This window comes from Aquibium sp. ELW1220 (genome assembly GCF_030398385.1).
Lineage (GTDB): Bacteria > Pseudomonadota > Alphaproteobacteria > Rhizobiales > Rhizobiaceae > Aquibium.
The window spans coordinates 46,750-59,568 of sequence record NZ_JAOAOQ010000011.1 but is presented as its reverse complement, the minus strand read 5'-3'; the positions used below and the strand labels follow the sequence as shown (position 1 = coordinate 59,568).

At 66.2% G+C, this 12,819-nt stretch carries 14 protein-coding genes; 3 read left to right on the top strand and 11 right to left on the bottom strand.

What is annotated here, in order from left to right; all coding sequences use genetic code 11:
* Positions 1-40: 40 nt before the first annotated feature.
* The 9 genes from N1F91_RS12440 to N1F91_RS12400 form a co-directional block, all read right to left on the bottom strand.
* Complete coding sequence (locus tag N1F91_RS12440; RefSeq protein WP_289992520.1) at positions 41-571, bottom strand: YcnI family protein; 531 nt, start codon at positions 569-571, stop codon at positions 41-43.
* 149 nt (positions 572-720) lie between these two features.
* Entirely contained in the window at positions 721-1,269 is a 549-nt protein-coding gene (locus N1F91_RS12435) for a copper chaperone PCu(A)C (RefSeq protein ID WP_289992518.1), read from the bottom strand.
* An 86-nt stretch (positions 1,270-1,355) separates the two neighbouring features.
* Positions 1,356-1,736: a hypothetical protein gene (locus tag N1F91_RS12430; protein WP_289992517.1), complete on the bottom strand. Its 381-nt coding sequence runs from the start codon at positions 1,734-1,736 to the stop codon at positions 1,356-1,358.
* 190 nt (positions 1,737-1,926) lie between these two features.
* A complete protein-coding gene (locus tag N1F91_RS12425; protein WP_289992516.1) occupies positions 1,927-3,090 on the bottom strand; it encodes a Gfo/Idh/MocA family oxidoreductase in 1,164 nt (387 codons plus the stop codon).
* Between the two features lie 33 nt (positions 3,091-3,123).
* Positions 3,124-3,870, bottom strand: coding sequence for a sugar phosphate isomerase/epimerase (locus N1F91_RS12420; RefSeq protein WP_289992515.1), 747 nt, complete (start codon positions 3,868-3,870; stop codon positions 3,124-3,126).
* A gap of 33 nt (positions 3,871-3,903) precedes the next feature.
* A complete protein-coding gene (ugpC, locus tag N1F91_RS12415) occupies positions 3,904-4,986 on the bottom strand; it encodes a sn-glycerol-3-phosphate ABC transporter ATP-binding protein UgpC (protein ID WP_289992514.1) in 1,083 nt (360 codons plus the stop codon).
* A 5-nt stretch (positions 4,987-4,991) separates the two neighbouring features.
* Positions 4,992-5,894, bottom strand: a complete 903-nt coding sequence (locus N1F91_RS12410; RefSeq protein ID WP_289992630.1) for a carbohydrate ABC transporter permease — start codon at positions 5,892-5,894, stop codon at positions 4,992-4,994.
* Between the two features lie 25 nt (positions 5,895-5,919).
* A complete protein-coding gene (locus tag N1F91_RS12405) occupies positions 5,920-6,822 on the bottom strand; it encodes a sugar ABC transporter permease (protein WP_289992512.1) in 903 nt (300 codons plus the stop codon).
* 104 nt (positions 6,823-6,926) lie between these two features.
* Positions 6,927-8,159 (bottom strand): ABC transporter substrate-binding protein, encoded by a 1,233-nt coding sequence (locus N1F91_RS12400; protein ID WP_289992511.1) that lies wholly within the window; start codon positions 8,157-8,159, stop codon positions 6,927-6,929.
* 362 nt (positions 8,160-8,521) lie between these two features.
* On the opposite strand from N1F91_RS12400, the gene N1F91_RS12395 reads away from it, so the two are divergent.
* From N1F91_RS12395 to N1F91_RS12385, 3 genes are all read left to right on the top strand, one after another.
* Complete coding sequence (locus N1F91_RS12395; RefSeq protein ID WP_289992510.1) at positions 8,522-9,577, top strand: LacI family DNA-binding transcriptional regulator; 1,056 nt, start codon at positions 8,522-8,524, stop codon at positions 9,575-9,577.
* 181 nt (positions 9,578-9,758) lie between these two features.
* Complete coding sequence (locus N1F91_RS12390) at positions 9,759-10,469, top strand: helix-turn-helix domain-containing protein (protein WP_289992508.1); 711 nt, start codon at positions 9,759-9,761, stop codon at positions 10,467-10,469.
* 2 nt (positions 10,470-10,471) lie between these two features.
* Complete coding sequence (locus N1F91_RS12385) at positions 10,472-11,218, top strand: helix-turn-helix transcriptional regulator (protein ID WP_289992506.1); 747 nt, start codon at positions 10,472-10,474, stop codon at positions 11,216-11,218.
* 43 nt (positions 11,219-11,261) lie between these two features.
* Here the strand turns inward: N1F91_RS12385 and N1F91_RS12380 are convergent, their stop codons facing one another.
* On the bottom strand, positions 11,262-11,702 hold the full coding sequence (locus N1F91_RS12380; RefSeq protein ID WP_289992505.1) for a hypothetical protein: 441 nt from the start codon (positions 11,700-11,702) through the stop codon (positions 11,262-11,264).
* On the bottom strand, positions 11,699-12,790 hold the full coding sequence (gene flhB / locus N1F91_RS12375) for a flagellar biosynthesis protein FlhB (RefSeq protein ID WP_289992504.1): 1,092 nt from the start codon (positions 12,788-12,790) through the stop codon (positions 11,699-11,701). The genes N1F91_RS12380 and flhB overlap by 4 nt, the downstream gene beginning before the upstream one ends.
* Between the last annotated feature and the right edge of the window lie 29 nt (positions 12,791-12,819).

The following is a 12,819-nucleotide window of genomic DNA, read 5'->3' as shown; positions in this document are numbered from 1 at the left end:
GAACTGCGCGGGCGGGCCGGGTCGGCCCGCCCGCCGTCGATCAATGCGCGTGCGGCTTGTCGATCAGCTTGATGGCCGGGGCCGGGCCCTCGAGGTCGTGCGGATCCTGGCCCTCGGCCGGAATCTCGATCCAGCGCTCCGCAGCGCCCTCCGGGCATTCCTGCACGACCGGGAAGTAGAGCATCTTGCCGACCGGCAGGTCCTTGGTCAGGAACACGCGCACCACGAACTCGTCATACTCGTCGTCGCCGAGATTGCCGCCGCTCCAGACGACCTCCTTCACGCCCTCGCCGAGCGTGCGGCCGTAGTACTCGTAGGACTGCGCATAGGCGCCGGTGACCTTCTCCAGCGTCCAGCCGGCCTTGGGCATCGGCTTGGCGGTGATGACGCCCTCCGGGATCTGGACGCGGACGGTGTTGGTGGGCTTGCCGTCGCAGCCATGCGGGACGCGGAAGACCGCCTTGTAGCTCGCGCCAACGGGCGCCTCGGCCTGTTCGAGCGTGGTGTGGGCCTGTGCGATGCCGGTGGCGGCGAGGATAAGCGCGCAGGCGGAGAGGATGGATTTCGACATTGAATGATCTTCCTTGATGGGTTGGGTGCCGGCAGTCGCCGGGCAAAGGGAGAGCGAGCGCTCCGGAGATGTCCGGAGCGCTGGAGGCGGCCGCTGCTGCGCGGCCGCGTGGCTGCTGGCTTGATGCTGGCTGGCGGAACGGCCCGGCGTCAGCCGCCGTGGCCGGAATGCCCTTCGTGCTTGGGCGCGCCGCCCATGCCCTCGACGGCGAACTCGACCGTCACCTTGCCGGCCTTCTCGAATTCGAGCGTGGCTTCGAAGTTGTCGCCCTCGACGGGTCGCGCGGTCAGACCCATGAACATCAGGTGATAGGACCCCGGCTTCAGCTCGACCGAGCCGCCGGCCGGAACCTCGAGGCCACCTTCGACGGGACGCATGGTCATGACGCCCTTGTCGTCGACCGCCATCTGATGGATCTCGCCTTTCATCGAGATCGGCGAGGACACGCCGACGAGACGGTCCGCCGTGGCGCCCGTGTTGGTGAGCACCAAGAAGCCACCGGCCACCTTGGCGCCTTCCGGCGTCTGGCGCGACCAGGGATGGCCGATGGCGATGTCGCCGGCCTTGTACTCGTGGGCATGCGACGCAGGCGCGGAGGCGAACAGCGCGGCAAGCGACAGCGACGAGGCGGTGAGGATGCCGGCCAGATGGGCACGGCGAGCGAAGGAGAGCGCCGAGGCGCGCAGGGAAGTCGACATGATGGTTCTCCGAATGAGGCGACGGACTCCGCGCAGGCGGAATCGATGATCACGCACGTCCGCCCCGGCATGCGAGGCGACGTGGATCAGATCGCGGTCGGAGGTGCGCGCGGGCTGCCCGGGCGCGTCGGCCTGTCGAGCGCGGCGAGGTGTGCCGGATCCGCGGCAACCACATCTGCGGTGCGGGGATAAAAGACCGGCTGAACCCCGGGGTCGCCCGGCGCCAGAAGCGGCGCGACCGCGCTGCCGCAGCCGAAGATGCAGCAGTCGTGGAAGCCGGACGAACCGCCCTCCGGCATCTCTGCTCCCGGCTCTCCGCCGACGCACAGCACGTTGCCGAATGCGTCGAATTGAGGAGCCGCGGCATGGGCGGCGGTGGCGAAGCCGGCGGCGAAAAGCTGGACGAGCAGAATGAGCAGCGCGATCTGCGCCGTCCATTTTCCCGCTGCTCTCCGCAAAGCCTGCACGGCCGAACGATCCTTCCGCTGCCGGCAATCCTTCTGCCAGCTGGAAGGTTTCCTAGCAGGTCGCGAAGCACGCGCCAAGCAGGGCGCGGCGCCGCTCGAACGATCTGAGGTGCGGCATTTGCTCCGCGATCGTCCCCAGCCGCGCCCGGCGCGACGGCCGTGCCGCACCGGGCTGGGGAGGACGCCGCGGTCAGGCCGCGCGGGCGGGCTTCTCCGGGTTCGGCGCCAGCAGCGCCCTGGCGTCCTTGGGCGACAGCGCCGCGGGACGTTCGCAGGTGGTCTTCATCTCGACGAACTTGCCGGTCTCGCCCGACTTCAGGATCGAGGTCATGATCTCGATCGCGTGCAGCGACGCTTCGAGCGAGCAGCGGTGCGGGCGGTCGTCGCGGATCGCGACCGCCATGTCCGCCAGCCCCGAGGCGCGATAATTGGCCAGCGGCCCGCGCGGGCTCTCCTGGTTCGGCACTGCGAAGGGATGTTCCCATGGCTCCGGCTTCGCCACCGGCTGGTCGCGAAGCGTGTAGCGCACGTCGCCGCCGAAGAAGTTCGGGTCCGGCACGAAGAGCGTCCCCTCCTCCCCGTAGAGTTCAATCGGCGAGTGGCCGTGCGTCCAGACGTCCCAGCTGGCGTTCAGCGTCACCACCGCGCCGTTCTCGAAATGCAGGAGGGCGTGCAGCGTGGTGGGCGTCTCGACCGGGATGGTCTGCCCGGCGCGAGGCTGCGACGTGATCAGCCGTTCCCTGGCAGGGATGGACGACAGCGCCGCCACGCGCCGCACCGGCCCGATGAGCTGGATCAGGTTTGCGACGTAATAGGGTCCGACGTCGAGCACCGGACCGCCGCCGACCTTGAAGAAGAAGTCGGGGTTCGGATGCCAGTGCTCCATGCCGTGGCTCATCACATGGCACGTACCGCTGGTGATACGCCCGACCGCGCCCGAATCGACGACGTGGCGGGCATATTGATGCGCGCCGCCGAGGAATGTGTCGGGCGCCGAGCCGACGCGCAGCTTCTTCTTCGTCGCCACCTTCTTCAGGTCGAGGCCCTCTGCCACCGACAGCACGAAGGGTTTTTCGGAATAGACATGCTTGCCCGCGTCGAGAGCCCGGCGCGAGATCTCGTAGTGGGCGGCTGGGATCGTGAGGTTGACCACGATGTCGATGTCGCTGGCCGCCAGCAACGCGTCCACCGTCTCCGCCCGCACGCCGAACTCCGCCGCGCGCGCCGTCGCCGCCGCCATGTCGATGTCGGCGCAGGCCCGCATCTCGATGCCGCGGAACAGCGGCGCGAGCCTGAGATAGGCCGCCGAGATGTTGCCGCAGCCGATGACGCCGACGCCTAGTTTCTTCGCCATTGAAAGTCTCCTGGAAAGTATCGCCGGTCTTCGTCAGAAGCCGTTCGCGGCTTCGATCGAGCGGCGGGCGAAACGATCGATGTCGTTGGGGTTGTCCTGTTCCATCACGTAGTAGTGCGCCGTCGTCGACGCGCGCAAAGCCTTCATCAGGCCGCGCCAGTCGACCGTGCCATGGCCGACGTCGGACCAGCCGTCCTCGTCGAGCCCCTCGCCGGACTTGGCGATGTCCTTGACGTGGACGGCGACGATGCGCGCGCCGTGGCGCTCGATCCAGGGAAGCGGGTCGACGCCGCCGCGGATCACCCAGGCGACGTCGATTTCCCAGCCGACAGCGGGCGCCGTGGTCAGGATGTGCTCCTGCGGCGTCGTGCCGTCCGCCAGCGCCTTGAACTCGAAATCATGGTTGTGCCACGCGAAACCGTAGCCGTCGCGTGTCGCGCGTTCGCCGACCTTGGCCAGCCGCTCGCCGAAGCCGCGCCAGCCGGCCGCGTCGGTCGGGCGGGCGTCGGGCATCAGGTAGGGGCAGATCAGCAGGCGCACGCCGAGCGCGTCGGCGATGCGGCGCACGCCGTCGAAGTCGTTCTCGAGCGCATCGATGGAGAAGTGGCCGCTCGGCATCGACAGGCCGTTCCTGTCCATCTCCGACCGGAAACCCGCCGGATCGGAATAGACGCCGCCATAGCCTTCGACCTGCCGATAGCCGCAGTCGGAAAGCAGCTTCAGGATGCGGTCCCAGGGTTGGAAGTTTCGGGCGCTGTAGAGTTGGAACGACCAGTCCATGTCGGGTTCCTTCAACGTTCTTGATATCGGATGTCAGAGACGCACGTCGGTGGCGGCGTCGAAGAGGGAGGCGCGTGCCGGATCGAAACCGATCGTGATGCGCTCCCTGAGCCTGAGCGTCCGTTCCGACGGGGCGCGGAAATTGAAGTTGTGGCCGCCGAGCGTCGTCCAGACGAGCGTGTCCGACCCCATCGGCTCGACGATCTCGACCACGGTTTCCAGCGAGAACGGCATCGCCGCGCCCGCTTCGTCGAGCGCCACGTGCTCGGGGCGGATGCCGAGAGCGGCTGCGCCGGCGGCGTTGGCCACCGAGAAATCGTATCGATCGAGCGGAATGCGCAGATCGCCGACCAGGAAGGACGGTGATCCGTCGCGCGACACCTGGCCCTCGAGGAAGTTCATCCCGGGCGAGCCGATGAAGCCTGCCACGAAGCGGTTGACCGGCCGGTTGTAGATCTCCTGCGGTCCGTCCAGTTGCTGGATGACCCCGCCCTTCATGACCGCGATGCGGTCGGCGAGCGTCAACGCCTCGATCTGGTCGTGGGTCACGTAGATCATCGTGTTGGCGAGCTTCTGGTGAAGGCGCTTGATCTCCACGCGCAGTTCGGATCGAAGTTTCGCATCGAGGTTCGACAGCGGCTCGTCGAACAGGAACACGTCGACGTCGCGCACCAGCGCTCGACCGATTGCCACACGCTGCCGCTGGCCTCCCGAGAGCGCGGCGGGCTTGCGCTGCAGCAGCGGTTCGATCTGCAGGATCTCGGATGCGCGTGCCACCCGTTTGGCGATCTCGTCCTTCGGCAGCCCGGCGTTCTTGAGACCGAACGACAGGTTTCCCTCCACCGTCATCTGCGGATAGAGCGCGTAGGACTGGAACACCATGCCGATGCCGCGGTCCTTCGGCTCCTCCCAGGTGACGTTCTTGCCCTTGATGAAGATCTGTCCCTGCGAGACGTCGAGCAGGCCGGCGATGCAGTTCAACAGCGTGGACTTGCCGCAGCCCGAGGGGCCGAGAAGGACGATGAATTCCCCCTCCGCAACGTCGAGGTTGAGCGATTTCAGCACCTCGACGGCACCGAAATTGAGCGAAACGTCGCGAACGATGACACTGGACATGATGCTCAGCCCTTCACCGCGCCCGCGGCGATGCCGCGCACGAACAACTTGCCGGAGATGAAGTAGACGATCAGCGGCACGAGGCCCGTCAGAAGCGTTGCGGCCATATTGACGTTGTACTCCTTCACGCCCTGCACGGAATTGACGATGTTGTTGAGCTGCACCGTCATCGGGTAGACGTCCGGCTTGGTGTAGACGACGCCGAACAGGAAGTCGTTCCAGATGCCGGTGATCTGCAGGATGACGGCGACGACGAAGATCGGCAGGCTCATCGGCAGCATGATCTTGAAGTAGATCGCCCAGAAGCCGGCGCCATCGACGCGGGCCGCCTTGAACAATTCCTCCGGCACCGAGGCGAAATAGTTGCGGAACAGCAGCGTCAGGATCGGCATGCCGAAGATCGTGTGGACCATGACCAGTCCGGTCAGCGTGCCGTAGAGGCCCATCTCGCGCAGGATGATGACGATCGGATAGATCATCACCTGGTAGGGAATGAAGGCGCCGACGATCAGGATCGTGAAGAAGATGTCGGCCCCGCGGAACCGCCAGTTGGCGAGCGCATAGCCGTTCACCGAAGCGATCAGGATCGAGATGATCACCGACGGCACGGTGATGCGCACGGAGTTCCAGAAGCCGCGCGACAGGCCCTCGCAGTTGAGCCCCGTGCAGGCGGTGGCCCAGGCCTTCACCCACGGTTCGAAGGTGATCTCCATCGGCGGCGAGAAGATGTTGCCCATGCGGATCTCGGGCATGCCCTTCAGCGACGTGACGATCATCACGTAGAGCGGCAGGAGGTAGTACAGCGCCACCACCGTCAGCGTGCCGTAGATGATGATGTTTCGGCGCGATAGCGCGCGGCGGGGGCGCGGTCCCCAGGCCTCGGAGGCGGACGCCCGCGACGCGCCCAGGCCGGCAGCGGAAAGGGTTCCCTGTTCAGCCACGGTGACGCCTCCTGCCGAATTCGAGATAGGCCCAGGGCACGATGACGATCAGCACCGTGACCAGCATCATGGTGGAGGCCGCGAAGCCCTGGCCGAGATTCTGCGACAGGAACATCGCATCGTAGACGTATTTGGCAGGCACTTCGGACGCGATGCCGGGGCCGCCGCTGGTCTGGGCCACCACGAGATCGTAGACGCGCACGATGCCCGAGGCGATGATGACGAGCGTGGTCACGAAGACCGGCCGCATCATCGGGATGACGATGAACAGATAGGTCTTCCACATCGGAATGCCGTCGACGCGCGACGCCTTCCAGATGTCTTCGTCGATGCCGCGGAGACCCGCCAGCATCAGGCACATGACGAGGCCCGTTCCCTGCCACAGCCCGGCGATCAGGATGCCGTAGATGACGATGTCCTGGTTGTAGAGCGGATCGAAGGCGAAACTTTCCCAGCCAAGGCTGCGCACCACGGCCTGCACGCCGAAATCCGGGTTCAGGATCCACTGCCAGACGAGGCCGGTGACGATGAAGGACAACGCGAAGGGATAGAGGAAGATCGTCCGGAACGTGTCCTCGAAGCGGATCTTCTGGTCGAGCAGCGCCGCCAGCATGAAGCCGATGACGAGCGAGAAGATCAGCGAGAGCACGCCGTATATGAACAGGTTCTCGATCGAGATCAGCCACTTGTTCGAATTCCACAGCCGCTCGTACTGGTCGAGGCCGATGAAGTTGAGCCGCGGCAGCAGCTTGGAGTTCGTGAAGGAGTGGATGACCGTCCAGATGGTGCCCCCCACGAAGACGACGGATGCCGTCAGCACCATCGGTATGGAGGCGACCTTGGAATTGAGGTTGCGGAAGACCTGGCTCGGCCGTCCGTTCCGGGTATCTGCCATGAAGAAGCCTCCCGTATGCCGGGTTCCGTCGCACGGGCGACGGGGCGGAGCCGCCGGTCCCGCCAGGATTGGCGGGACCGGTGACCGTTCCGCGTCGGGTACCGTCAGTCGGCGGCCGCGACGATCTCGGCGAAGGTCTTCTGCGCGTCCTCGGCAGTCATGGACGGCGTGTTGAAGAACTGCACGAACAGGTCGTTCACCTGCGTCAGAGAGTCGGCCGACATCAGCTGGTCGGGCGACTGGATGACGTTGCCCTTGGCCAGGATGTCGAGACCCTTCTTCATGCAGTCGTTGGCGGCGGTGATGTCGACGTCGCCACGCACCGGGAGCGAGCCCTTCTTGAGGTTGAAGGCAACCTGCGTTGCCGGCGCCAGCATGGTAGAGGCCAGGACATCCTGCGCGGCCGACTTCTCTGCGTCCTTCAGGACCGGGAAGTAGAAGGCGTCGCCGCCGGTCTGGATGACCTCGTTGACGCCAAGCCCGGGAAGGCAGGAATAGTCCGTGCCGGCGACCTTGCCTGCGACCGCGAATTCGCCCTGTGCCCAGTCACCCATGATCTGGCCGGCGGCCTGTCCGGAGATGACGAGGTTGGTCGCCTGGTTCCAGTCCTGCACGTTGGAGCCCTTGGCCATCCTGCGGGCATCGTCCGCGGCCTTGAACACGGTGGCCATCTCCGGCCCGGCCGCGGCGTCCGCATCCTTCTCGCCATAGACCTTGTTGTAGAGATCCGTGCCGCCCAGCGCGACGACGAGCACCTGGAAGGCGAGCGAGGCCTGCCAGGGCTGCTGGCCGAGCGCGAGCGGAGTGATGCCCGCCTTCTCCAGCGCCGGAGCGGCCGCGACGAACTCGTCCCAGTTGGTCGGCACAGCGACGCCGGCCTTCTCGAAGGCGGCGTTGGAGAGCCACAGCCACTGCTGCGAGTGGATGTTCACCGGCACGCAGTAGATCTTGCCGTCGAGCGTGCAGGAATCGAGCAGGCTCGACGGACGGACGATGTCCTTCCAGCCTTCCTTCTCGGCGATGTCGGTCAGGTCGCGCATGAGACCGGACTGGACCAGTTCCTCGGCCTGGCGGCCGTGGTTGAACTGCGTGGCGGCCATCGGGTCGCCACCGGTGATGCGGCTGATCATGATCGGGCGGGCGGTGCCGCCCGATCCGGCGATGGCGCCGTCGACCCATTTGTTGCCGGTGGCGTCGAACGCCTTGGCGAGTTCGGCGACCGCCGCCGCCTCGCCACCGGAGGTCCACCAATGTGTGACCTCGAGATCCGTGGCTGCGGCCGGAGCCGCGAAAGCGACCGAAGCTGCGAACGCGGCCGTCATGAGATGATAACGCACTGGTGTTCCTCCCTGGAATTCTGAAACGTTACAGGTTGGAGCATAGGGGAAGCCAAAATAGGTGGCAATCGGGAAAACGCAGACGGCCAACCTTTTTTTCGAGCGCCGAACTAATGCATTTGCCCGCTTATCGCGCTGCAATGCAGCATTTCTGCTGCTGCAGCACACAATGAGCAATCGAATGGAATGCCAAAGCGACACGCTCAGCCGGCAGCCTTTGCCTGTGCGACCGCCGCTTCGTTCCTCGTCCTAGCTCCGGGCGCGTCTTTTCTGTAACGTTTCAGCTGTCGCGTGAAAGGCGTCCCTCCGCAACGCCGGCCGGCAATGTTGCCAGCCGAATGGGGGGCTGATAGGCGAAGCCGATGGACAGCCTCGATCCCAGTTCCGATTCCGCACCGGCCGAGGGCACCCGCCCGACGCTGAAGACGATCGCGTTCATGACCGGCCTCGGCGTGACGACGGTCTCGCGCGCACTGAAGGATGCGCCCGAGATCGGCGAGGAGACGAAGCGGCGCGTCAGGCTCGTGGCCAAGCAGATCGGCTACCGTCCCAATCGCGCGGGCGTGCGGCTGCGCACCGGCAAGACCAACGTCATCAGCCTCGTCCTCGACACCGAGGAGGACCTGACCGGTTTCGTGTCCGACATGATCTACGGCATCTCCGAGACCATCGCCGAGACGCCCTACCACCTGATCGTCACCCCCTATTCGCGGCGCAACGACCCGATGGATCCGGTACGCTACGTCGTCGAGACGGGGTCGGCCGATGGGATCATCCTGTCGCGCACCGAGCCGAACGACCCGCGGGTCGCCTATCTCCTCGAGCATCATTTCCCCTTTGCCACCCATGGCCGCACGGCCATCGGCGAGGACCATCCGTTCCATGATTTCGACAATCGTGCCTTCTCGGCCGCAGCCGTTCGCAAACTGGTGGAGCTCGGACGACGCAGGCTGGCGCTGCTGCCTCCGCCCCCGGACCTGACCTATCACCAGCACATGCGCGACGGCTTCTCCGACGCGGTGCAGGAACTCGGCGCGACGGAGGTCGCCTGGAGCGGCATCTCCATCGACGATCCGATCGACGTCATCCGCGCGAAGACGGCCCGGCTCATGCGGCGCGCCGACCGGCCCGACGGGCTGGTGGCGGCGAGCGGAGGCGCGACCTTCGCGCTGGTCGCCGGCATCGAGGAAGCCGGGCTGACACTCGGCAGCGACGTCGACGTCGTTTCCAAGCAGTCGTCGAAGCTGCTGCGCTGGTACCGGCCCGAACTGTGGATTTCGCAGGAGGATTTCCGGCTCGCCGGGCGCGAGGTCGCAAGGGCCGTGCTCGGCCGGATCGAGGGCAGGCCCGTCGCCGCCCTGCAGAGCCTCGCCGCTCCCGGAGAAGTCGTCTCGTGCCGCATGCCGTCGACCACCTGACATCGCCCCGCTGCCGCGCTCCCGATCCCGTCGCTCACCTGCTTGACCCTGCCGGCACGGCATGGAATGCGTTCGTCATGAGCCAGGATTCGATGTGTGTCGCAGGCAGGTCTCGTGCGTCGCCCACTTCGGATGACGTTTTTCGGGTGCCCGGACACGGTCAGATCGGATCGGCGCAGCCATGAAGCTTCCTCGGCCGACGCTCTCCCGCGAGACCCTCGCCGCGATCCGTCAGGCCCAGGACCGGGAGCAGTTGACGGACTGCCTCGGCAGGATCGCGCGGGAGACGGGTGCGTCGCACTATCTCCTGCTGCTGGAAAGGCATGTCCGCGGAAAGAGCCAGCCGCTTGTCGTGGCGAGCAACTGGATCTTCGACGCCGTGCAGACGATCGGTGCCGAGGCGATCGAGCGTCTCGCGCACGCGGCTGCGCCGCAGGGCGTGTCGATGCAGGCCCTGCGCCCCAGCCCGGGCGGCGCGGATCGCATCTCGGCCGACCAGAGGCTGCGCGAGACGTTGCGCCGGCTCGGGCACGTCGAACTGCATGCCCTGCCGCTCAGGGACGCCTCGCGTCGCTGCCATCTGCTGCTGTCCTGCGGAACGACCGGCGCGATCGACCTCGCGATGCTGCCGTCGGCACAGCTCGCCTGCTGCTACCTGCTTGCCCGTCCCTTCCCCGGCCTCTTCGACGACCAGGCAGACGAAGTCCTGTCTGACCGCGAGCGGGAATGCCTGTACTGGGTCGCCGAAGGCAAGACCGCCAGCGAAGTGGCCATGATCCTCGGCGTCACCGCCAACACCGTCAACAGCTATCTGAGCCACGCGATCCGCAAGGTCGGGGCGAGCAACCGCGCCATGGCCATCGCCACCGCCATCCGCGCCGGGGTGATCTGACGATGACCGCCTGGGCGACGGATGGCAGCTGGATCGAGGTGGCCGGGCGCGGCCTCATCGTCACCACGCAGAACGTGGGCTTGCTCCTCGACACCGTCCGCCAGGTTCGCCGCATGTCGGTGGAGGCCGGAGCCACTTACTACGGCGTCTTCCTGGTATCGCGCACCACGCCGCAGCCCGCGCTGGCGCTCTGCTTCGACCGGAAGTTTCCGCGCAGCTCGGAGACGTCCCGCATCCTCTGCGGCGAACGCGGAGTCGCCTGGCTGGCCGCCGCGGGTCGCTCCATGACGCCGTTCTGGTGGCACGGCGAGATCGCGCATGATCGTTGCCCGGCCTTTCCGCTGCTCGTGGTCGGCCAGGAAACGCCACCGCTCACACCCGACCTTCCGGGGTTGGCGCTGCCGGCCTTTGCCGACGACGGTGCGCAGGGCTTCGTGGTTCTGGCGGGCGGCGGGATCGGCGTCGACGACGCGCTGGTCTGCGACCTCCACCTCCGGACGCTCACGCTGTTCGGCACCGTCGCGCGCATGCTGCTGTCGCAGACCGGCGAGGTTCCCGCCATGTCGAAACGCGAGCTCCAGTGCCTGCGGCTTACCGCCCAGGGCAAGACCAGCGACGAGATCGCCGCCGCGCTCGGCCTGTCGATCCACACCGCCAACCAGTACCTCACGGCGACGACGCAGAAGCTCGATGCCGTCAACCGCATGCACGCGGTCGCCAAGGCCTTGCGGCTGGGTCTGATCGACTGACGGCCGCCGTCTCGCGGCCGCGCCCCGGTCAACCTTGCCCCGGTCAGCCCCGCATCGCCATCGGCGTCGCGCGGTGGATGCGGCTCGCTTCCAGGGTCTCCGCCAGGAACCGCGTGTTTTCGGCCGGGTCCGGCGACGGGTCCTCGAACGAAACGTAGTTGACGTCGACGCTCGCCTTGAGCGCCGACATCTTCAGCGCGAAGTAGATCGTCGCGCCGCGCGGCTTCAGCTGCAGGTCGAGCGTGATCGTCGGTTCGCCCGTCCATCCCACGTTGACGTCGCCGCCATGGCCGAAACCGAGCGTTCCGGGCATGAGGTAGAGTTCGGCTGCCGAGTCCACGAGATCGGCGAGATTGCCGTGCTGTTCCAGCCGGATGAACGCGATGTAGTCGGCGACGTCCACCATCCTCAGTTCCGATACGACCTCGCGCAGGACGCTGGCCACGATGATCTCGCGTGCGGAGGAATGCGGCTGCCGATTCATGAAGCTGACGTGCCTGCCTTCGGGGCCTTGCGGTTGCCCTGGATGATGCGGATGAGCTCTGCGACCGCCTGGTAGAACTGCGGCGGGATCATGCTATCGACCGAAACTTGTTTGAACATGGAACGGGCGAGCGTCACGTCCTCGAAAATCGGAATTCCATGCTCCTCCGCCACTTCGCGGATCTTGAGCGCGATGAGGTCCTGCCCCTTGGCTACCACGATCGGCGCGGCCGTCTCCTCCCGCACGTAGCGGAGCGCGATGGAGAAATGGGTCGGATTGGCGATGACGAGCGTGGCACGCGGAACCGACGCCATCATGCGCTGCCGCGCCCGGTCTCGCGCCAGCGACCGCATGCGCGACTTCAGGATCGGATCGCCTTCGGCCTGCTTGTGCTCGTCCTTGACCTCCTGCTTGGTCATCCGCAGCTCCTGCATCCAGTGGAAGCGGGTCCACAGGAGGTCTGCGCCGGCTATCAGCGCCATGGCGAAGGCGACGACCATCACCAGGTCCACCACGATGTCGCGGATCTGCATGCCGAAGGCCGATGGCAGCATCAGCATCCCCTCGAGCAGCCTGACATGCACGTCGCTCATGGCGAAGCCCAGGAACACGCCGGCGAAGAGCACCTTTCCCAGCGACTTGAGAAACTCGACGAGGCCCTGGACGCCGAACAGCCGCTTCCACCCCGCCATCGGCGAGATGCGGTTCAATTTCGGCATGATCCGGTCGCCGACGAACTGCGGCAGGTTCTGCATCACCGACGCGCCGACGCCGGCAGCGACGAGCAGCGCCATCACCACCACGATCGCACGGGCGATTTCCATGAAGACGATCTGGTAGAGCGAAATGGCGTCGGCCGAATTGGACAGGCTCCATTCGTTCGGCCGCTCGAGAAAGGTCGACAGGAAAACCGCCAGCCGGACCATCGCGTCGTAGGCGAAGAACAGCGCGAACACGAGCACCGCGAGCAGCGTCGCGAAGATCGGCGCTTCCTTCGAGAACGGCAGGTTGCCCTTCTCCACGGCGTCGCGGATCTTCTTCTCGCTCGCCTGCTCTGTCTTGCTTTCCTTGTCGTCGTCATCGGCCATGCGAAGGCACTCGGTTCAGGCGGAATCGG

Bases quoted from the DNA above. Each gene is read 5' to 3' on its own strand.
- N1F91_RS12440 (WP_289992520.1), bottom strand. From the start codon at position 571: ATGTCGAAATCCATCCTCTCCGCCTGCGCGCTTATCCTCGCCGCCACC.
- N1F91_RS12435 (WP_289992518.1), bottom strand. From the start codon at position 1,269: ATGTCGACTTCCCTGCGCGCCTCGGCGCTCTCCTTCGCTCGCCGTGCC.
- N1F91_RS12425 (WP_289992516.1), bottom strand. From the start codon at position 3,090: ATGGCGAAGAAACTAGGCGTCGGCGTCATCGGCTGCGGCAACATCTCG.
- N1F91_RS12420 (WP_289992515.1), bottom strand. From the start codon at position 3,870: ATGGACTGGTCGTTCCAACTCTACAGCGCCCGAAACTTCCAACCCTGG.
- ugpC (WP_289992514.1), bottom strand. From the start codon at position 4,986: ATGTCCAGTGTCATCGTTCGCGACGTTTCGCTCAATTTCGGTGCCGTC.
- N1F91_RS12405 (WP_289992512.1), bottom strand. From the start codon at position 6,822: ATGGCAGATACCCGGAACGGACGGCCGAGCCAGGTCTTCCGCAACCTC.
- N1F91_RS12395 (WP_289992510.1), top strand. From the start codon at position 8,522: ATGGACAGCCTCGATCCCAGTTCCGATTCCGCACCGGCCGAGGGCACC.
- N1F91_RS12390 (WP_289992508.1), top strand. From the start codon at position 9,759: ATGAAGCTTCCTCGGCCGACGCTCTCCCGCGAGACCCTCGCCGCGATC.
- N1F91_RS12385 (WP_289992506.1), top strand. From the start codon at position 10,472: ATGACCGCCTGGGCGACGGATGGCAGCTGGATCGAGGTGGCCGGGCGC.
- N1F91_RS12380 (WP_289992505.1), bottom strand. From the start codon at position 11,702: ATGAATCGGCAGCCGCATTCCTCCGCACGCGAGATCATCGTGGCCAGC.
- flhB (WP_289992504.1), bottom strand. From the start codon at position 12,790: ATGGCCGATGACGACGACAAGGAAAGCAAGACAGAGCAGGCGAGCGAG.